Consider the following 21,318-nt stretch of genomic DNA (forward strand, 5'->3'; position numbering starts at 1 on the left):
GCGCCGGGCTTTTGTGTGACTTGCAGTTTTTCTCGTCAACACCTTATTGTTTCAAGCCTGAAACCTGCAAACTCCCGCACTCTGGTGTCATGTGTCCATCTTAAGAAACGAATTGCCAAGCCTTACCGGCTTCATTGTCTTTGCCGCATTCACCGCAGCAGGTGACGTTCTCAATCCCGAAACGATAGGCGTAGGGCCTTCACTCGGTCTGCTTGCTCTTCTTTTCCTCACTGTCATGTGGTGCGCATTTTCGGTTGTCAGACACGCCGAATGCCTTGCCACGATCTTGGGTGAGCCCTTTGGCACGCTGATTCTGACGCTGGCTGTTGTCGGCATTGAAGTGGCACTGATCGTGGCGATCATGATTTCTGGCCAGGCAGCGCCGACGATGGCGCGGGATACGATGTTTTCGGTGATTATGATTGTGTTGAACGGGCTGATCGGGCTGTGCCTTCTGGCAGGTGGACTGCGGCACGGGAACCAGACATACAATCTTCAAGGGGCAAATGCGTTTTTGTCCGTGCTTGTTCCCCTGGCCATCTTCGCACTGGTGCTGCCCAGGGTCACGCATTCCGCGCCCGGAGGCGAATTGTCCCCACTCCAGGCCGGTTTCGAAGTGATAATGTCCATTTTGCTCTATGGCGTTTTCCTCGCCATGCAGACAGTTACGCATAGTGATATCTTCCGTCAGCCCGATGCGGTCGACGGTGAAGACGGCCATCATGGTGTAGTGGTGAGATCGATTCCGTTTCACGTCGCAGGGCTGTTCGGCGCCTTGATACCCATTATCTTGTTGTCAAAGAAACTCGCGCTTTACGTTGAGTTCGGAATATCCGGAATTGGCGCACCGTTGGCGCTGAGCGGGTTCATCGTTGCCGCTCTGGTGCTCATGCCCGAGGGAATGAGTGGCTTGCAGTCGGCACTGGAAAACAAGTTGCAGCGAGCCGTGAATATCTGCCTCGGGGCAGCTGTTTCGACAATCGGTCTGACGGTACCGGCCGTGCTTGTCGTCAGCTGGGTTACAGGGCATACGCTGGAACTGGGCCTCGAATATGCAGATATTATCCTCCTTGTCCTGACCTTGTTCGTAAGCTTGCTGACCTTCAGTACGCGGACGACCAGCTATCTTCAGGGGGCTGTGCATCTGGCGCTGTTTGCCGCCTATGTGATGATGATCTTCGATTTATCGTGAAAATTGCAGGCGAAAGTGCATTTCTGCAATTTGAACGACTTGGTCCGGCACATCTTCTGTGATTTGGTCGCGCGGTGTTTTAACTGTAATCGAATGATCTCCTATGCTGCTCCTGTCTGAAGACCAAACGCGCAATGCGCTTCCATATCCGGATCTGATCGATGCGCTGGCGGAAATGTTCCGGTCAGGTTGCACAATGCCGACCCGTCACCATCATGATTTCAAGATACCCGGAGAGCCGGATGGAACCATGCTGCTCATGCCTGCCTGGGTGCCGGGTGGGTATGCGGGGGTCAAGGTCGTGAATGTCGTTCCGGGAAATTCGGAACGAAACCTTCCCGCCGTTCACGGACAATATCTGTTGTCCGATGCCAGAACGGGCGAAATGCTCGCCATGATAGATGGCGGCGAGTTGACAGCCCGGCGCACCGCAGCAGCTTCAGCTCTTGCAGCCCGTTATCTGGCCCGGTCAGACGCCAGACACTTGCTCGTGCTGGGAACCGGTCGCCTTGCGCCGAACCTGATCGCGGCACATATGGCTATCCGTTCGATCGAGGAAGTGACGATCTGGGGACGTTCGCAGGAGAAGACGGCACAGTTTGCGCGTGATCTTGATGGACAGTTGCCGATTCGTATTCAGGCCGCATCCAGTCTTCGGGATGCTCTTGGTTTGGCCGACATCGTCAGCGCGGCCACATTGTCCACTGAGCCCTTGATCAAGGGAGATCTCCTGAAGCCCGGTGCGCACGTTGATTTGGTTGGTGCCTTCAAGCCAACGATGCGCGAAAGCGACGATGACCTAATCGAGCGTGCCGAGATATATGTTGATACGCGTGATGGTTGCTTGTCGGAAGGAGGTGACATCGTTCAGCCGCTGAAGTCCGGCCTGATTACGCCCGGGGATATCAAGGCTGACCTCTATGAACTCTGCCGGGGAGAGCACCCGGGCCGTCAATCGGACGCAACCATAACCATGTTCAAGTCCGTTGGCGCGGCATTGGAGGATCTGGCCGGAGCAACGCTCGCCTACCAGAACGTCGAGCATTGACGCCTATCCTTCGATCCTTCAACCCAATTCGAATGTCGTGATGCCATAGATCTGATCCAGTGGCAGATCGGGAACCGGGCCGCGATACATTCGATAGGTTTCGAATTCCGGCGACAATTCGTACTTTTCAGCCAGCAGCAATGCTGATGAATTGGGTTCGGGTGTATCCAGAATCACGAATTGACCCTTTACCTGGCCAGCCAGCGCACGGAACAATGTATCGGCAATTTCCGGAGTATCGGCAAATAGGGGACCTATCTTGAACCCTTCATGACACTGTCGGATGACGCCATAACCCTTGACTGAACCGTCATCCACAAAGACAAACCCGCGCCTGGTCTCCAGCGTGGGTGCAGTCCACATCGTCAGGAATTCGGGGCGCGGTCCTGGGAAAAAGCGTTGGTCATAGTCCTTGACCGAAGGAAAAATTCCCTGGCCGAGAGGCGCAATTCGCGCGTCCATCGGCATATCGCACACGGAGACACCCATCTGCCGGATATTTCTGTAGGTCGATCTGAAACCGTGCTCGCCGTAGCTTGCGGTTTGCTCGTTGACGGCATCCAGGCCTAATAACCTTGGGCCGAGATAAGACAGTGCGTGATCCCAGATCTGGTGCCCGTAGCCCTTTGTTCTGAAGTCACGCTTGCAGATGTAAAACCCGATAAATCCGAAAGTATCGCCGTATCGGACTGCAGAAATCACGTTGATCAGTTGGCCGTCGATTTCACCTGCAAGAAAACCGTTTGGATCGGCTGCATAAAACGCCGGACCGTCTTCAATTCCCGGATTCCAGCCTTCCTGCATTGCCATTTCAAGAAGAATGTGAAGCTCGTTTTCTTTCAGGCGACGGATAGTGAGTGTATCTGACATGTGTCTTCGACCAATCAGTGAATCATCCAAAACGTTTCTGATCGTAGTTCGACTCGGTCTGTTTTCAAATTGCTGGCACAATAAGCGCCATCCACCCGGCCGGAGCAATAAAAAGCTGCGTGATAATACCTATCTGGCTCTTGCGAAGTGGACGCAAGTGTGCATCACTTAACTGAACGTAACTTTATTTATTTAGATCGATCCAAACCTATGAAAGATCGGTTACATTGTGAACTGCGTCACAGACCTATTTGAAGACTGATGAGAAGATACAGTGCCGAAATAAGCGCTGAGGGCGACATGCAAAAACGGAAATACCTGTCTGCTTTGATGCGGTCAGCAAGAAACACAATTTCAGGTCCGGTAGTCGGTTTTCACCGGGCGGTTCGAATTGGCATTGTTGGTTTTCCGCTCGGTCTTGCGATGATCGGGACACCGGCTCTGGGATCCACAGCCGAGGATCCCGGGCGAAGGGTCGCGCTTGTAATCGGCAACCAGGATTACGAGTTCGTAGAACCCTTGGTGAATCCGCTTAACGACACCAAAGAAATCACAAGGATGCTTCGGGAAGCGGATTTTGACGTAACCCTCGGGATCAATCTGGACAAGAAGGCAATGGAACAGGTCGTTCGCCGCTTCCTGCGGGAGCTGAACGACGGTGACACCGCTCTATTTTACTATTCCGGGCACGCATTGCAGGTCGGTGAATCGAACTTCATCTTGCCTGTCGATGCAAAACTGGCGACGCAATACGATCTGGAATTCGAAAGCCTCAAGGTGTCGCATCTGCTCGACTACATGAAAGCGGCTTCGAGCCTTCAGATCGTGATGTTGGACGCCTGCAGGGACAATCCGTTTGAAATCGGCAGTTTGTTCTGGGGTGAAGAGGAATATGCGCTCGGCAAAACGCGCGGGTTGCGGAGAATTCCGAACAAGCTCGGCAGTTTCATTTCCTATGCAACGAGACCTGGCCAGGTGGCCTATGACGGTGAGGGGCCGCTGAGCCCGTTCACCTCATCCGTTGTCGGCAACGCACTTGATCCGTCGCTCGAAATCAAGGACCTGATGACCAAGGTTCGCGATGAGGTCGTGCGCAAGACCGGCGGGCAACAGATCCCTTACGAAGATTCAACACTGGTGACGAACTTCTATTTCGTCCCTCCAAAACCCGAACCCATCGTGACCGCCCACCACCGCGTAAGTATACCGGTTGGAAGCGGGGCGAGTGCGCTTTCCATACCTGAACCGGTACAGCCCGAAGGCGGGGTCATTACAGCGACGCTTACCCTGTCCCCGGAAAAGGGTGAATTGCGCCTGCCTGATGGCAGCACAGTTGGTGAAGGGGACAAGATTAGTGCCGTTCAACTAGCAAGCCTGCAATTCATGCCAACGGGATCGGGGGCTGGAGACGTTGAACTTATCGGATACGAAGTAGAGGATGAATGGGGCGGCTCGGCATCTGCAATCGCGTCCGTCACTGTTGTCCAGGCGACAGCAGTTGCTGATGCCGATGATGCTGACAAGGAAAAGGAACGTGAACAGCGCCTTGAGGCGTTGGTCGCATGGCTGTCCGAAACTGCCACGGGCCGAGCCGTTGAAGCAGATATCGGGGTCGGACCGGTTCCGGTTTATCCAAAGGCTCCTGTCGATGGGCTGCCGGCGTCGGATGATTGGCTCAAGGTTGTGTCTGTAGACAGCGATCTGCAGCTTTCCTCCGACGGACGTTTGCTTGGACCTGGGGATCGTTTCCCGATGTCAGGACTTTCGTCCCTGACAGTGCGCCCCCAAATAGGATCTGAGACCAGGGCAGGGCGTTTCGAACTTGAATTGCCCGGTGAAGCCGGAAAACCGGTTGAACGGGTTACCCAGATTATTCAACCAAGAGTAACCCAGTGCGATGGTCTGGCGACACAGCCCTTTGATTTGCAGGCGGTGACCGAAGGTCGGCTTGCGAACGAAATCGACTCGGAACTGGTCGACAAGGTTTGCGGAGAAGCTATGGCGGCCTATCCCGAAATCGGTCGGTTCGTGTTTCAGCGCGGCAGAGGTGCTTTTGCAGCCGGCGATCTTGAAAAGGCCAGCGCCTACTTTGAACAGGCCTACCAGATGGGTCACGTTCGCGCCGGTCAGGTACTTGGCCGGATGTACTATCTTGGGGCCGGCATTGACCGGGATCGCAAGAAAGCCGTCAGTCTTTATCGCAAGGCCGCCGAGCGTGGCGACGCCTACGCGCTGCATTCTCTCGGAATGGCAGAAATCAAGGGTGAAGGCACCAAGCAGAACGAAAAGGCGGGATTGGAAAAGCTATTGCAGTCTGTTGAGGCAGGCCACACGTTTTCATTCAATGCGATCGGTAGTTTTTACCTGAGCGGTGATCATGTCGATGAAAACATTGATCGTGCGGTCTACTACTACAATCGGTCGGCGGCACGCGAAGATATCTATGGCTATCTCAATATGGGTACGCTCTATCGGGATGGAAAAGGAACCGGTCAGGACTTTGATGCGGCACTCGGCTGGTTTGAAAAGGCCCATGAGGGCGGCCATCCGTCTGCCGGTACTGCGATCGGTCTGCTTTATTACAACGGTCAGGGCGTCGAAAAGAGCGACGACCAGGCCACCAAGTGGTTCCGCGAGAGTGCGGAGCGAGGAGATGCCTGGGGTGCATTCAACACCGCGTGGATGCTTGGACAGCGCTCCGGGGAAGCGGCAGCGCGCGACAGGATCCGGATGCTGGCCATGGCAACGGCCGTCAATCCTTCTTCTCCGGCGGCAGAAAAAGGCCGTGAAGAGTTGAAATCGGCCAACAGGAAACTGAAGGCGAAAGTGCTGCAACAAGCGCTGACAGATCTGGGATTCGAACCCGGGCCGGTGGATGGTCAGCCTGGTCGAAAAACGCGGGATGCGTTGAGTAACTTTTTTACGTCTTCCAAACTTGATCCTGTCCAGGGTGACAATGCCTTGATAGCACTCGTCAAAGTCCAGTGGGAGCAGAGCCGCCCGAGATACGATTTGTTCTAATTTTTTGAGGAGATATGAAGTGAAACGTTTGTCTTATCTACTACCTTCGACAAGCATTCTTGCATTGGTCTTGGCAGGATGTGCGATCCAGCCAAAAACCGCGGCTCCTGTGCGAACTACACCAACGGTTGCGACAACCACCTCAACACCTTCAGTTGATCCGTTAAAAGATCCGACATTCCGTGACAATGACAACGGTGGCGGCGGTGGCGGCGGCGGTGGAGGTGGCGGCGGTGGCCCCAGCGGCGGCGGCGGTGGTGGCTGGGGCTAAGGCGGCCCCGGGAATTGTACCGTCTCATGAGCAAAGTGTTGAAGGTTGCTGGAGCGTGCCGACGGATTGGTCGATTGTCAGCGCTTTTGGCATGCGTGTTTATAGGCCATTCGCCTTCGGTCGCAGGCGAATGGCGGGCATTGGTCATCGGGATCGATGCCTATCAGAACGTGTCACCGCTGAAGGGAGCGGTGAACGATGCCAAAGACATTGCCGATACGCTTAAAGCGGCAGGTGTGCGGGATCTTCAGACATTGTATGACGCAGAGGCAACCAGGGACGGTGTTATTTCGGCCTGGCAGGACCTTATCGAACGCTCGGCTGAAGATGATGTGCTGGTCCTGTCCTATGCCGGTCACGGTGCGCAGGAAACGGAATGGGTCAAGGGTTCGGAAGCCGACGGACTGGATGAAGTTTTCCTCCTGGCCGGCTTCGATGTATCAGCGCCCGGGAACGGCGAACGCCTGCGGGACGATGATCTGGCCGCCATGCTTCGGGCTGCGGGAGACAGAAGTGTTCTGGTTCTCGCAGACAGTTGCCATTCGGGAACGATGACACGCTCGATCGATCCGAGAATAGTGCGCCTTGGGACGCGTCTTGTAGGTCTTCCGCCCTTTGAAAACGATCTTCTGCGATCTCAACCCTTGCACCCGATGTTGCAGGACAAGGCGTCAGACGGGGACGACCTGCAGGAGCTTGCAAACGTGATCTATGTCGGGGCAACGGTCGATGGCCAGGTGATCCCTGAACTGATGATCGCAGGAGAACCCCGCGGTGCACTGAGTTGGTCCTTTGCAAGAGGTGTTGAGGGCCGCGCGGACCTTGACCGCGACGGCGGAATTTCAATGGAGGAACTGACCCGCTTCCTGAAGGAAACAGTCCGTGTTGCAACTGAAGGGCGGCAGACGCCGAGCTTGACCATCGGTGGCGGCACGCGTTCTGCTGTCTTGCCAAGGGTTCAGGACAATATCCTCGCACGTGGCAACAGCGCACTGACCATATCCGCGAGCACCGACGTGGCAATGCCTGTGCTCAACAATCTATCCAGGCGTCATGAGGGTGCTCTTAAGGTGATTGACGCGGCAAATGCAGACCTGTTCTGGGATGTCGAAGCAGGAGACGTACTGACCAAATTCGGTGACGTTGTTCTTCGCAAGAATGCCGGAAATGCCGATCGATTCTCAGAAGTCGTTGCCAAGTGGCTGTTCTTGTCCGAGCTTTATGCTCTGTCGCGTGAACGCCAGCCGGTTGAAGGAACTTTGACCCCTTCCGTAGGACACATTCCTGAAGGCTCTCCGCTGAGGGTAGGCCTGACCTCGGACGAGAGCGGTTACATGGCAGTCTTCGCACTTGAAGCGGATGGCACCATGCGTCTGCTGGCTCCAGACAAAGCGGCAGATCCACTGGGCAAGGACACAAAGCTTGAAGCCGACTACCCCTATGTTCTCAATTTGCGAGCGGCGCTTCCGTTTGGCGCTGACCACATCGTGTTGATCAGGTCCAGAAAGCCGATGCCGCAACTGGTCGGAGTGTTGTCGGCCATGGAGGGACGCCCGCTTGATCCTTCATTGGCACCAAAACTGCTGAGTCTCATAGGAAAATCTGCAGACGCCGTGGGAATAACCGGTGTTTACACGGAACCGGCAGGATAGCTGGCAAATATTCCAGATGCCTCTATGCTGCTTTCCAATGCGTCTTTGTGTGACTGTGGCCACAATCAAATCGTCATTTTCTGGTATTGTTTGCCTTGGATTGGCGTCTGGCTTTTCAGTGAGTGCATGGCGCAATAGGACAATTGATCTTGGAGACCGTCATGAAAATTTTTATTAATGGCATTGCGCAGCGAAGTATCAGGAAATCAAGTTTTTTGGTTGCCGTGGCCCTTGGCGCACTGGCTTCGGGTCAGGCATTTGCAGACCCGGTGGCGCTCGTGCTCGACAGGTCCGAGGGAATCGACGTTGCCGCATTTTCCGAATTGATGCCGGGTGACGTTATTGACCTGGGCGCGACCGGACACGTTGATCTGCTCGACTATTCAGCCTGTCAGGAAGTGCGCATCAAATCGGGTACTTTGACGGTTTCTTCCGCAGGAATTTCACTTGAAGGTGGCGAAGAGAAGGTTTTGCGCGCCGGAAATTGTCTTCAGGCCGACAGTGGGTCGAGCTCAAATACTGCTGACAAGGGTTTGACGGTGACGTTGCGTGGTCTGACCCTTGAAAACAAGAAGGCAGCGTCGCTGATGTTGCGCTTCGACGACAAGGCGAAAGATCAGTACGGTTCCGTATTCGTATCGTTTGGCGGAGGCGAGCCGAAACGCTTTGATGTACTCGATAATATCGTGACTGAAATGCCGAAGCGGGACAATGATGAGGAAGCTGTTGAAGTCGAACTCTTCCTCCAGGGAAAAGCGCCTGATTTTGGGGTGGAAATGAGAAAGATCACGATCGATCCGGCGCAAGTCGGTCGCAAAACTGCGGTTGTTCTCGTGAAATGATGTCAGGAGGCCGATCGGCGGATTCTGCCTTGGGCCGTAGACAGCTTGTGGTTCTCATCGCACTGGTCGCGATGGGAGCAGGAATTGTTGTTGGATTGTCGGCGAACAAGGCCATCTGGGAAGGCTGGGTCATTGACCGCCTGTTTCAGATCAGGGCCAGCATGGGGACTGGGCAAGAGACGGCTCCGGCCCCGGTCGCTGTCGTCGGGCTGGACCAGACATCGCTCGAATCTGAACGGTTGTCGCGTATTCCCCGCGTCTTGATGACCCCGGTTCTGGCTGAAGCGGGGCAGGCACTTCTGGACGCAGGCGCAAAGGCCCTGGGTTTCGATTTCGTGTTCGCCTACAGCGCTGACTCTTTCGTTGACCCGAGCTCCGGCGAGGCGCGGTTAAGTGGCTTTGACAGACCATTTCAGAGTTTTGTCTATAGAAACCGCGGCAGGGTATTTATCGCCCACACGGAGATCGGTGTTCCGCATCGAAGTTTTACGGCGGCCATAGGTTCCGGTGGCGTACGGTCCGTCATAGTCTCAACCGACATCGACGGAATTGTGCGTCAACACGAACCGGAGTTGCCGCTCAATGAGTCTCCCCATCTCATCGATGCCCTCTTGGGCGCATCAGAAGCGGAGATTTCGGAAGCCTATACTGCCGTTCCGAACTCGAGACTGGCGACATCGCTGCCTTATATGTCGCTGATCGACGTTCTGCGTCTGAAGGCAACCGAGGAGGGCAGAAAGCAGCTTGAAGAATTTTCTGCAGGCAGGATAGTTTTGTTGGGCGGGCTTCTCCCGTTTGAAGACGAGCATCTTTATTCAGACCGGTTTTTGCCAGGTATTCCTGTTGAGGCCTCCGAAACCGGCCCCAGCGGCAGACCCAGGGCTCAACCTCAGACAGCCGGTGTTTTCATTCTAGCGGATCTGATCGGTGCGGCCCTGTCCGACCGCATCGCGGTCGCGCCGAGAAACGGTGTGCTTGTTGCCATAGCGGTTCTGTTCGCTGTCGCGGGAGCCGTCGCAGGTCTTTTTCTGCCGCTCCTGGTTTTGCCGGTGGTAGCGGTTCTGGGGGGCGTCGCTGGACTTGTCCTATCGCTTGCCGGGCTCGAAGCCGCAGTGTTGCTGGCGCCAGGTGTTGCTCCGGTCAGTTGCATCAGCGCAATGGTCGTTGCCGCGGTCGGTAAAGTGAGCATTCTCCAGCGCAGGCAACGTTCGCTGGTCAGATTGTTCGGACATTATCTTGCGCCAGATGTCATCAGGCAAATGGCGACATCGGAACAATTGCCGCGACTGGGCGGCGATACACGTCATGTTGTTGTGGCATTCATCGATATTGTCGGCTTCACGAAGATGTCCGAACAACTTGCGGACCAGGACGTTGTTCGCGTGGTCAATGACTGTTTCGATGCGATCGGGCAGACGATTACCAAGCATCACGGATATATCGACAAATATATCGGCGACGCGATCATGGCGGTCTGGAATGCGCCGAATACGGTTGAAAATCCCGAGAAATCTTCGGTCGACGCAGCACACGAGATCATCAACCTTCTCGATCACATTCGAGAGATTACAGGCCAGCAGGGACTGGATCTTCGTATCGCGTTGAATGCAGGACCGGTTTTGGTCGGTGACATAGGTGGCGAGCACCGACGTTCCTTTACCGTCATGGGAACGACGGTGAATACAGCCAGCAGGGTCGAATCCGTTGCAAAGGAAAAGAAAGTGCGGCTGGCGATCAGTGACTCCGTCGCCACTGGATTGCCCAATGATTATCCCGTCAAGGAAATCTGGAAAGGTCAGCTGCGAGGCTTAAGCACTGAAATTTCCGTATTCACCCTGGATTCCGACGAAATGTATATGGAAGGTTCGGAATTCAGATCAGTCGAGCAATCCCGCCAAAGCGGTTCCAACCTGGTTAAATTTCCCCGTTGAGAAAGCCTGCGACCAATTCATGACAGCCGCATTTTGCATCTGGTGGCGTCATCCGGCATGATCAGGATAGCGACTTAAACAAAAAAATACCTGCTTCAGCCAGGATACGTTGATGGTTCAGTGGTCAGACAATCAGAATTCCGGTGCGAACCGACCCGAATTTGATCGCACGGTGATCCGGCCGTCTGGCAAACCGGCCAATGCTCCACAAAAGCCGCAACAAGACCCCGCACGCGGACAGGCACCTGAACCTGAAAGGCCTCGGGCCAATGTCTCTTCTGTCGCGACATATGCGATCCTCGCCATTGCTTTCCTTGTTATCGGAGGGGGAATTGGCGGCATAGCCCATCTGATTTCATCCGGGGCGATCTCCCTGTCTTCACCAGAGACGGCGAGTGTCGATCAAACCAATATTCCGCCTCCTCAGGAAACGGATGACGATCAAGCACCTGATCAGACCGACATTGCAGTCGCGGACAAACCCGCAGAGCCAGGCACTGATACAATCGAAACGGCAACCGACATTGCTTCGGATGAGGAACTGGTTGTTCCGTCCGATCCGTTTTTTGATATGGCAGTGTCGGCAGTCATTCCTCTGGCCGGCGATCCGGTGTTGCTGAATGACGGGGGGGCGACACAAAGGATAGAGCTGTCCGAGCGGCCCGTCCCCTCCGGCTCCGAGTCTGCGGGCGTGGCAGCCCTGCCGACCCTGACCGCATTTGTACTGGATAGCCAGATGCTGAATGAAAGCGGCGACCTCGTCATCAGGGCTCCGGGCAGCGAGGCGGATTTCCAGTTCGGAAACTTTGGCGGAGGCGAGGATTCGGAAGGTCTTGTAGTTGATGAAGGTGGGGAAACGGACAATTCAACGGCATCGAACCTCCCTGTGTTCTTGAAGCCACCAACCGACACGCTGAACCTCTATCTGACCGAACGCCCGATCGGACAAGGCGCGAGCCGGATGGAAATCCGGAAGAAAATCGACGACAAAAGCTCGCTTGAGGCGTTTTTGAAGGAAAACGGTTTTGACGACGATGCATCGAAACCTCTGCTTGAATTCGTCAAACAGGAGTTTGAGCGGAGCGATTTAATCGTGGGCGACAAGATCGCGGTCAGGGGATCGAGGATGCCTAATCGGCTCGGCAGGATCGGTGACTACTATCGCCCGGTTCAGCTGTCACTCTACTCTGCGGAGGGTTACCTCGGAACCGCCGCCTATTCAGTCTCCCGTGACGGTGAGACCTACGTGCACGGTGCAGATCCGTGGTTCGGCAAGGAGGTCGTACAGGAGAAAATCGCAGACGATCAGGGCGCAGGCTCACCCAAGAGACATCGATTGATTGACGGCCTCTATGCCACGGCGGTGCGGAATGCCGTACCGGCGTCAATCGTCGGCGAGGCGATCGCTTACCTGGCACCTTCGACAGATCTCAAAAGAGCAATCAAGCCGGACGAAAGGTTTACACTCGTCTTCACCGACATGCCTCGGGACGAAAAGCGGGGCGGGGGCAGGGTATTGTTTGCCGGTGTCCGCAGGGGAGACGACTGGTCCGTCCGCTGTTACGTTCTAAAGGCACCAGGAAATCGCGGTTTCGCCTGCGTCAGTGAGGGCGGAAAGATCAGCCTGTCTGGCGCAATGCTTGTTCCCGTCAAAGGCGTTCTGACGTCAAAATTCGGCATGCGTTTTCATCCGATCAAGAAAACGGAGCGTCTGCACGCCGGTGTCGATTGGGCTGCGCCGACCGGAACACCTATCCGGGCGGCCTTTTCCGGCAAAGTGACCTACAAGGACGTTCGCGGTGGCTATGGCAATTTCATAGAACTCACGCACAAGGATGGCATCACCAGCCGTTACGCCCACATGCATGAATACGCGGACGGGGTCGAGAAGGGGTCTGTTGTCCAGGCCGGTGATCTCATCGGTTATGTGGGAACCACAGGACTTTCAACAGGTCCCCACCTTCATTTCGAAATCCGGCAACGAGGCGAGCCGGCTGACCCGCTTTCCTTTGAAATGGAGACGGGCGCGGACGCACCGCAATCTGTTGCAAGCAAGGATCTCAAGACCTATCGCGGTGTCGTCGGGGAAATCCTGGCAGGACAGTGAGGACGCTTGCGAGAACTAACGCTCTACTTGAGTTCCCTGATCGGATTGAAAGGCGCTTTCGAAACAGCAATCTTTTTACAAAGATCGGGCTGTTCTCCCCGAAATATCTTCAGGTGTGGCGCTATTTCAGGAGACAGGTGAAACAGGTCCGGCCTCGGGAGGCCGTTCTGCTTCAGAAAACCCTCATGATCGCTCCGCAGGAAGAGCATTTCCTTGTTGTAGGGGTGTTTTATCGGAACAGGGTTGATTTCTGACCGGTATGTGTTGGTGACGGTGATTGCCAGCAATTCACCCCTGTTCTTGAAGTTCAATTTGACTTCGTTACCCATTTCCCTGCCTCCGGGTGGGTAACTCACCTCCGTCAAATTTCGCCTGCGACCCGTTTGCACCACGTTGTCGGAAGAACCCAGTTTGTTCGTGTGTCTCATCGCATGAAAAATTTCGTGTAACAACGACGCGCGTATTGTGAAGTCTTTCCCGAGATAGAGTTTCTCACCGGGAATGTAATGCGCCGGAGTGAAATTGATACTCCCGTGCGAAGTCTGGGCACTGGAAAAGGCGGACGTTTTTTCAGGCCTTATTTTCACTCTGTACTTGATCTGCTCGATGACCGCTTTGGGTACATCACCTTCCCCCAGAAGCGTGTCGATTTGGGTCATGATCGCTATCACATATCCCATTGGTCGCCATACGAAGCTTTCTGGCAATCCCTTGGGTGTCGGCACGCCCGACAGGTCGAATCTCTTCCGAAATTCTTCCGAATTGATGTTTTTCAGCTTTTCCAGCAGCTCTCTATAGGTCGGAAGGTCTTCCTTGATCCGGGTAAATGTCACGTTTCCGGCGACACCGTCCGGATTGATCTTCTGATCTGACTGAAAGTCGACAACGGAGGTTTGTGTTCCGGAGCCGTAAATTCCGTCAAAATTGCCTTGCGAGGTTTCGGAATGCGCCAGGTCGTAGCCGAGCGACGCCAGGCATTTCTGCAGAACTGCAACGCTGTTGTTCTGCGCGCCCAGACTGAGCAGAGGCTTCCCGATGCCTTGAAGCAGGTTCAGCGCTGCATTCATCGTGAAGATGTTGAACATGAACGTGCTCCTGTTCCGACAAACCAGGTGAGGCTCGCAAACCTTTGCACCGGGAAAATGGTGTCGCGGCTTTCGGCCTTGCGGAAAATGGATGCCTGACCGGCACCTAAGTGCCGGTCGTCGTCGCTATTTCCAGGCCATCCTCGCCTGCAGCTATTGTCACGGACGTCAATTCTTCGCCATTCATCTGCGCGGTCAGGAACGCACGCGAAAGCTTTGGCAGAAGATCATTCGTCAGGATGTTGTCGATCATCCTGCCACCGCTGTCCGGATCGCGGCAGAGAGAAACGATATGTGCAATCACATCATCTCCGAACGCGAGATCTGCATTTCTGTTTTCCTTGACCCGCTTCACGATGCGGTTGAGCTGCAGGCGAATAATGAAGCCAAGCATGGATGGTGACAGTGGGTAGTAGGGGATCGTCACGATCCGGCCGAGCAGCGCCGGCGGAAAAACGTCAAGCAGTGCAGGTCTCAGGTTTTCGGAGAGTTCTTCTGCATCAGGCGCGTTGGGGTCGGTTGCCGCGAGGTCCGGATCGCTTGAAACCGGCGCGTCCAGCATATGACCGGCCGCATTCATGATGATTTCCGTTCCGACATTCGACGTCAGCAGGATCAAGGTGTTGCGGAAGTCGATCCTGCGGCCCATGCCATCTTCCATCCACCCTTTGTCGAAGACCTGGAAGAAGATTTCATGCACGTCCGGATGAGCCTTTTCAACTTCATCAAGAAGCACTACGGAATACGGTTTGCGCCTGACAGCTTCCGTCAGCCGTCCGCCTTCACCGTAGCCGACATAGCCGGGAGGGGCACCCTTGAGGCCGGAAACGGAATGCGCTTCCTGAAACTCGGACATGTTGATCGTGATCAGGCTGTCCTCGCCGCCATACAGCGTTTCAGCGAGTGCAAGCGCTGTTTCGGTCTTGCCCACACCCGACGGTCCGCACAGCATGAAGACACCGATCGGCTTGTCCGGGTTCCCGAGCTGTGCGCGGCTGGTTTCGATGCGTTTCGCGATCATCGCCAGACCGTGTGCCTGCCCGATCACCCGCTTGTTCAGACTGTCGGTCAGATTGAGGATGGTTGCCATTTCGTCCTGCACCATCCTGCCGACCGGAATTCCCGTCCAGTCTGAAATGATGCTGGCGACAGCGTCGTCGTCCACATAGGCATAGACCATCCGGTCATCTTCCGGGATCTGTGAAAGTTCGGCCCGTTTCTCGTGAAGGGCCGCGCGAATGGCTTCTTCGTCTTCCAGGTCAACGTCCAGGTCGAGTTCGATGTCATCTATCGATACCAGGTCCGGACCCTCATGTTCCGGATCCCCGATTTCCGTGCTTTCCGGATGCGGAGCAGGTTCACCGCCCTTGAGGTGGGTGAGGGCGGCATTCAGGCGGCGTACGGCGGCCACCAGATTGCGCTCCCGTTCCCATTCCTCACGGACTTTCTCGATATCGGCCTCTGTCTCGTCGATGGCGGTATTGAGAGCGTCCAGCTGCTCCTGATGCTCCATGCCGAGTTCGGTGTCGTTGGTGAGTGCCTGTTTTTCGGTTTCGAGAAACCCTTTTTTGGCAACAAGATCCGCGAGTCTCGCAGGTTGGGCCGCCTGCGAAATGTTCACCCGTGCCGACGCCGTATCGAGAACACTGACGGCCTTGTCCGGCAACTGTCGGGCGGGGATGTATCTGTGAGACAGGGATACGGCTGATTTGACTGCGCTATCGAGGATTCGAACCTGGTGGTGCTCCTCCATAGGATCAAGCAGCCCACGGACCATCGCAAAGCACTTTTCTTCATCCGGCTCGTCTACCTGAACAGGCTGGAAACGCCGGGTCAGTGCAGGATCCTTTTCAAAGTGCTGCCGGTATTCCGACCAGGTTGTTGCTGCGACGGTGCGAAGCGTGCCGCGCGCGAGCGCAGGTTTCAGCAGATTGGCAGCATCGCCGGTACCGGCTGCGCCTCCTGCACCGACCAGGGTGTGCGCTTCGTCGATGAAAAGGATCGTCGGCACGATCGAAGCATGAACGGCATCGATGACGGCACGCAGCCGTTTTTCAAATTCGCCTTTCATCGATGCGCCGGCCTGCAACAGGCCAAGGTCGAGTGCGCATAGCCGCGTACCCAGCAAGGCAGGCGGAACATCTCCCGCGACAATCTTCTGGGCAAACCCTTCCACGATCGCGGTTTTGCCAACGCCGGCTTCCCCGGTCAGGATGGGGTTGTTTTGCCGCCTGCGCATGAGCACGTCGATGACTTGCCGGATTTCCTCGTCCCGACCGACGATAGGATCGAATTCTTCCGCACGGGCGCGTGCCGTGAAGTCGACCGTGAATTGGGAAAGCGCATCTTCGCCGACACCGCTGCCCGGCGCTGCTTCCGCAGTTTCTCCACCTGGCGCAGTTGCCGCGGCCTTGGGGCCGGAACCATCGATTGGTCTTGCACCCGTTTCAGCGGATGCTCCCGCAATCTTGTCCAGATCGCGCACCAGAACATCGCGATTGAGCGTTTCAAGGGCGGATGAATAGCTTCGAAACTGGCGCCAGGTTGTCTTGTCGCCCATCGCCGCTATCAGCACGTAAGCCGACCGGATCTTGTAGTCGCCATACCTCAGGGTGCCTTCGAACCAGGCGCGTTCAAGCGCTTCCTGGAAGGGGGTGGCCATTGAGGGCAGCTCTGTCTGGTTGATTTTCAGCTCGCCGATCGCATTTTGAAGATCACCATGGACGACCCCGACATCGATGCCGAAATGGCGCAGGATATGAACAAAATCGGTGTTCTCGTCGCGCGCGAGGTAATACAGCCAGTGGAGGATTTCCAAATTCCGGTGGCCCGAGCTCTTTGTGAGCCTCATGGCCTGTTCCAGGCAATCGTAGCTGACCGTCGTAAGTTTGTTTGCAACTGTTTCTACAAGAATGTCGCTCATGGCATCGGCCTTTCAAATTGGAGACCTATTGATAAACGGATGTATGCCGGCGAACGGGCCGGAAGCGCGTGTCCGTCAGCATGTCTTCTTCGTCGTCGAATTCCGCGTCGTCCGGAACGCCCGTATCGGCGGGCTTTAGCCAACCAATGTGACCAAGCGTCGCCGAGCTCAAACCGTCCATCCGGACAGCAGAAGCACAGCGTTTGGGCAGCGCGAGTTCGATTTCGTATTCAATCTCGAGCCCGAGATAGAAATCTATGAGATCAAAGAGTTTTTCGGTCCATGGATTTGGCTTTGTCCGTGTCGGTGGCAGGAATTTTCGATATTCATCCAGTGACTGAGTGAATATTCTGATACGGATTTTGTCGCTGACACTGTAGATCTTCGACCCGACAATTGTATCCATGCCGAGTTGTCCGGCTCCGCCGGGCCCAAACCCGCCGATGCTGAGCTGGTCGTCCGGTTCAAGATGCAACCATGTGCCGACGCACTGATCGATATCCACATCAACGCCGAACACACCTGTGATGAGCGCTTTCAATCGCGCGGCGCTTTTGGACTTCGAGGAACTCAGACCAGCATAGAGGAGTTTGAGCCTGTCATCGATACCATCAAGGTCCTGGTAGATTGGTCCACCGATGCCGATGCTGGAGCCGAGATATGCAAGAAACCGGTCGTCGTCCGGACGGTCGTGCTGGACGATCGGTCTGGCGTCCGCCCAGGCTCGAAAGAAGAGCTGAATGAAGCGATTGTTAAACACATCTAGGAACCGGGGCAAACTGTCGTCACCCCGCAAACCGCGCATGATCGCTTCATCGTTGAGCGCCGAGGGAAGCGCACCCTGAGGACCGAGCATTCCCAGGAACCGCTCCATAAGGATCAGTCCGTTGTCTGCATCGCGGGTGGCGCGTTCGATTGTCGAGGTAGCGAATTCGCCGGTCGGGTCCTGTCCAAATCGAACAATGTCTTCCATCAGCCGACGGCTTTTGCCGATGCGCGGAGGGGCCGGCTCATCGGCCTTCTTCGGGTCCATGCCAGCTTGTGCAGCTCCGGGAGCGGTCTGTCCTTCCAGCATGCGCAGTACCGCGAGAAGGTCATGGCCGCCCGGATGTTTCTGGACACGGTCGCTCAGGGCTGCAAGCAGTGATGCATATTGCTGCTGAACTGGAACCTCTATCCGGGTTTCTGCCGGTGGTTTCGGGTCTTCCGGCATTTCAGTGTCGGCCGGTGATGCGTCCGCAGTAACCGCGTCGACAGGTTCGTCGTCCGTATCATCGGTTGCCGGGAGTGCCTCTTCAGGGGCTGAAACTGTTTCGACTTGCGTCAGGTCCGTCTCAAATGGCGCCAGCTCGGAGCCAAGTTTTGCTGGTTCTTCGCCGACAGGCTCAGACGCGGTTTTATCCGCCTCGTCTACCGTGACGGTGGCGGTTTCCTGATCGTTCTGATTGATCGCTTCAGATTCAATCGCGGGCGACAGGATCGCGTCTTCGGATATTGTCCAGGGATCTGTTGCCGGAATGTCTATTTCCGTGTCCGTGTCCGCTTCAGCCTCGACGGCCGGAGCGTCGGCATCTGAATCCGGGTCGGGAAGCTTTGTATCTGGAGTATCGTCCGGGTCGGGCCATACCGTTTTTGCGCCAGCGAAATGCACAATAGTCTTGTCGCCCTCCGGTACATTATCCTTCGGGCGCACCTTTGTTTTCTGGTCCTTTTCGTCCAGGTCGCTCATAGGATCCCTTTGGCGCCGATCCTCGGTGGCCATTTCATGATGGTACCGCGTTCCGTCGTTGCGATCACGCACTGGGTGAAATGATTGATGGACGCATATTCTGCCAAAAAGCGGTCAAGTACCGCCCCCAGAAGAAACGCGCTGGCTCCTTCAAACGCCTTGTCGTCGAGAGTGATTGTAACTTCCAGCCCACGTGCCACACCGGTTCCGGACTTTTGCTGAAGCCTGCGAACAACCGGGCGGGTCGAAACGGCACGAACTGATTGCGCCTGCCTGTCGGCCGCATTGTCGGATAACGGAGCGAAGAGGCTCAGAATATCGCCGAAGGAGCGGCCATCTTTACCGGCCGCGTCGTGTATCAGTCCTGTGTGATTGAGCGCGAGTACGTTGATCAGGCGCCAGGCAATTGCGCCCACGTGGCCTTCTTCGCCCAATCTCTCATTGTAGGAAAGCAGCGGTGGTCTTGGTTGTGTGGGGCCGGCAACACAGTCAACCTTGAGGCTGACGTCTTCCAGAATGCGGAAATCTCCGATGTTCGACTTGTCCGGATTGGTTCCGACCGGCAGATCGGCGGCAATCGCGCGGTTGGATGCCATGACCTTCAGGGACAGTTCGGCAAGTCGTTTGTTGCCACTTTGAAGGATGGCAGCGGCCTGAGCACCGCTTGAAATCGTCACGAAGGTCTCGGTCCCGATATAGGACCTTGGCTGCAGTCTGCGTACCTCGCTGGAAGATTGCCTGCGGGGCAACCTGCGAACGGTATAGAACCATTCATGCCCCGCTTTTTCAGTGTCCGGTGCCACGCTGTACAGCGGCTCGACCGTCCTTTTTTCACCACCCGAAAAGTGGGCATTCACTTCGGTGACGGAATGAACCTCATAGTCGAGAGGCCTCGTGCGATCCGTAATGACGGCGAACTCGTGTTGACCCTTCTTGATCGGCACTCTGTCCGTGGCTCTTTCGAACAGGTTGACGGCGGGAGATGTGTGAAGAGCGAAAATTTTGTGCTCGACATGGGAGGGAAGGCGGGTTTCGGCCTCGTCGAAAATGAAGACGATTTCGAATGACTTTGCCTTGACGCGATCCAGGTGGCGTCGCAGACCAGTCAGCCGAAACCCAAGAAAACTGCGCGGAAAATTGAAGTAGTCCCTCAGATGGTCGAACCCGATGAACAATCGCCGATCATTGTGGAGCAGCGCATCGTCCTCGTCAAAGCCAAGCTGTTCGACGGCGTTGACCGGCAAACGTTGCAGAGATGCCTGGCCAAAGGCGTCCTCGGTTCGAAGATAGACAGCGATCGTATGCCCGAAAATCTGTTCGTAGATCTTGGCCGCGAGATCAAGGGGTCCGATCAGCCGGATTGGCAGGTCATCAATCCTGCAACCGGCCACCTGGTATTCCGGTTTCTTGAGCGCTTCCTCGTCGGAGACTTCATTTTCGTCATCCTCTGCCATCCGGTGCGTCAACTTGATGGCCAGGCCCGCTCTCGTGCGCTTGTCTTCTGCCATTTCCGCGCCGAGTCCGGAGACCTGCGCCGCTGAGCTCAGATATTTCGCCCCGGTCAGTTGCAGCGGCGTCAGAACAATGGGCGCGGTGAGCGTGAAACGGCACCTGACTTCGCCCTGCCGCTCCCGAAACACGGCCTCCAGGGGCGCGTGCCTGTCGATCTTGATACCGGACCTCAGGTTGGCATCGCCGTATTTTGGCGTCACGCGCGCCAGTACCATGGACGGGATGGGAGCGAGGGCTGAAGGGTACAACTGCTCAAAGAGATTGGACGTGAATTCTGAAAACTCGTGCTTCATCTTGAGTTGAACGCGGGCAGCAAGAAAGGCAGTGCCTTCCAGAAGTCCCGACAACATCGGATCGGATCGGTCCTCAAGCAACCCACCCAGCCTTTCGGCAACTGCCGGGTAAGCTTCCGCAAACGCTGCGCCTTGCTCACGCAGGTAAGTAAGTTCCTGATTGAAAAGGTCCAGAAATTCCCGGTTCATCCAGTCGCCCCGATAATCTTGATTCGACCGAATGCAGGGTCGACATCAGCAATGAATTCACTGCTGACGCGCACCGGGTCACAACGAATTTCGGCTTTGATAACAAATCGTACCTTAAATGTATCGCTCTCGACATTGTCGTCGCGTACGACTTGCAAACTACGCGGATCCATACGTGGTTCAAAACGAATGAGCGCTTCGCGAATATCGTCGGCGAGGCGTTCGATCTGTATGGTATCGACAACATGTACGGAAAGGTCCGGCAGGCCGAAGTTCAGGATTGAATTTTCCACTTCGGGAAAATCGGAAAGATCTTGTGTCGAATTGAGATTGACCGTGTTGAGCAACGCCTGCAAGTTCTGCCGAACTTCCGACAAAAGGGTCTGCTCCGATACACCGTAAGCGCGCGACAGTCTGCGGCCTGACTTGAGAGCTTTGCCGGAGGCCGAAGTCTTCTGACGATCCTGTGCGGCCTTGTAGTCCGGGTCGTCCATGGCCCGGAATGCCCACATCAGTGGCGAATGCATTTTCACACTAGATTTTGCCATCGGCAACGCCCACGAGAATCCGGTCCTGGATGATGTGCGAGAGGACCAACATCAAGAATGGAATTCTTGTGCCCGACTTTGGAGAAGCGCCCCTCGAAAACACAG

14 protein-coding genes are annotated in these 21,318 nt (G+C 55.7%); 8 read left to right on the forward strand and 6 right to left on the reverse strand.

Annotated features, from left to right (window positions below; all coding sequences use genetic code 11):
* Positions 1 to 112 precede the first annotated feature (112 nt).
* Both ACO6TI_RS19430 and ACO6TI_RS19435 read left to right on the forward strand, forming a co-directional pair.
* Positions 113 to 1,192: a calcium:proton antiporter gene (locus ACO6TI_RS19430; RefSeq protein WP_082443015.1), complete on the forward strand. Its 1,080-nt coding sequence runs from the start codon at positions 113 to 115 to the stop codon at positions 1,190 to 1,192.
* Positions 1,193 to 1,295: 103 nt separating this feature from the next.
* Positions 1,296 to 2,240 carry an ornithine cyclodeaminase family protein gene (locus ACO6TI_RS19435; protein WP_055118186.1) on the forward strand — a complete coding sequence of 315 codons (945 nt, stop codon included), beginning with the start codon at positions 1,296 to 1,298 and terminating at the stop codon, positions 2,238 to 2,240.
* An 18-nt stretch (positions 2,241 to 2,258) separates the two neighbouring features.
* Here ACO6TI_RS19435 and ACO6TI_RS19440 read toward each other — a convergent pair whose 3' ends face one another.
* Positions 2,259 to 3,110 (reverse strand): GNAT family N-acetyltransferase, encoded by an 852-nt coding sequence (locus ACO6TI_RS19440; RefSeq protein ID WP_422383131.1) that lies wholly within the window; start codon positions 3,108 to 3,110, stop codon positions 2,259 to 2,261.
* A 300-nt stretch (positions 3,111 to 3,410) separates the two neighbouring features.
* Here ACO6TI_RS19440 and ACO6TI_RS19445 point away from each other — a divergent pair, with 300 nt between their 5' ends.
* The 6 genes from ACO6TI_RS19445 to ACO6TI_RS19470 all read left to right on the forward strand — a co-directional run bounded on the left by ACO6TI_RS19445 (position 3,411) and on the right by ACO6TI_RS19470 (position 12,934).
* Complete coding sequence (locus tag ACO6TI_RS19445) at positions 3,411 to 6,131, forward strand: caspase family protein (RefSeq protein ID WP_196892541.1); 2,721 nt, start codon at positions 3,411 to 3,413, stop codon at positions 6,129 to 6,131.
* 19 nt (positions 6,132 to 6,150) lie between these two features.
* Complete coding sequence (locus ACO6TI_RS19450) at positions 6,151 to 6,402, forward strand: hypothetical protein (RefSeq protein WP_422383132.1); 252 nt, start codon at positions 6,151 to 6,153, stop codon at positions 6,400 to 6,402.
* Between the two features lie 26 nt (positions 6,403 to 6,428).
* On the forward strand, positions 6,429 to 8,054 hold the full coding sequence (locus ACO6TI_RS19455; RefSeq protein WP_422383133.1) for a caspase family protein: 1,626 nt from the start codon (positions 6,429 to 6,431) through the stop codon (positions 8,052 to 8,054).
* Positions 8,055 to 8,215: 161 nt separating this feature from the next.
* The gene (locus ACO6TI_RS19460; protein ID WP_208992784.1) at positions 8,216 to 8,896 is read left to right on the forward strand and encodes a hypothetical protein; all 681 of its coding nucleotides are present in this window, start codon (positions 8,216 to 8,218) and stop codon (positions 8,894 to 8,896) included.
* 29 nt (positions 8,897 to 8,925) lie between these two features.
* On the forward strand, positions 8,926 to 10,827 hold the full coding sequence (locus ACO6TI_RS19465) for an adenylate/guanylate cyclase domain-containing protein (protein WP_209003881.1): 1,902 nt from the start codon (positions 8,926 to 8,928) through the stop codon (positions 10,825 to 10,827).
* 112 nt (positions 10,828 to 10,939) lie between these two features.
* Positions 10,940 to 12,934 carry a M23 family metallopeptidase gene (locus ACO6TI_RS19470; RefSeq protein ID WP_422383134.1) on the forward strand — a complete coding sequence of 665 codons (1,995 nt, stop codon included), beginning with the start codon at positions 10,940 to 10,942 and terminating at the stop codon, positions 12,932 to 12,934.
* Between the two features lie 23 nt (positions 12,935 to 12,957).
* On the opposite strand, the gene ACO6TI_RS19475 is transcribed toward ACO6TI_RS19470, so the two are convergent.
* From ACO6TI_RS19475 to tssE, 5 genes are all read right to left on the reverse strand, one after another.
* Positions 12,958 to 14,019 (reverse strand): peptidoglycan-binding domain-containing protein, encoded by a 1,062-nt coding sequence (locus tag ACO6TI_RS19475; protein ID WP_108872523.1) that lies wholly within the window; start codon positions 14,017 to 14,019, stop codon positions 12,958 to 12,960.
* 106 nt (positions 14,020 to 14,125) lie between these two features.
* Positions 14,126 to 16,942: a type VI secretion system ATPase TssH gene (gene tssH / locus ACO6TI_RS19480; protein ID WP_055118168.1), complete on the reverse strand. Its 2,817-nt coding sequence runs from the start codon at positions 16,940 to 16,942 to the stop codon at positions 14,126 to 14,128.
* A gap of 25 nt (positions 16,943 to 16,967) precedes the next feature.
* Complete coding sequence (tssG, locus tag ACO6TI_RS19485; protein WP_422383135.1) at positions 16,968 to 18,671, reverse strand: type VI secretion system baseplate subunit TssG; 1,704 nt, start codon at positions 18,669 to 18,671, stop codon at positions 16,968 to 16,970.
* Positions 18,668 to 20,665, reverse strand: a complete 1,998-nt coding sequence (tssF, locus tag ACO6TI_RS19490) for a type VI secretion system baseplate subunit TssF (RefSeq protein WP_055118164.1) — start codon at positions 20,663 to 20,665, stop codon at positions 18,668 to 18,670. The genes tssG and tssF overlap by 4 nt, the downstream gene beginning before the upstream one ends.
* Positions 20,662 to 21,213 (reverse strand): type VI secretion system baseplate subunit TssE, encoded by a 552-nt coding sequence (tssE, locus tag ACO6TI_RS19495; protein ID WP_196892528.1) that lies wholly within the window; start codon positions 21,211 to 21,213, stop codon positions 20,662 to 20,664. Before tssE ends, tssF begins: the two co-directional genes overlap by 4 nt.
* Between the last annotated feature and the right edge of the window lie 105 nt (positions 21,214 to 21,318).

Origin of the sequence: Roseibium album, from assembly GCF_965233825.1 — a bacterium.
Classification (GTDB): Bacteria; Pseudomonadota; Alphaproteobacteria; order Rhizobiales; family Stappiaceae; genus Roseibium; species Roseibium album.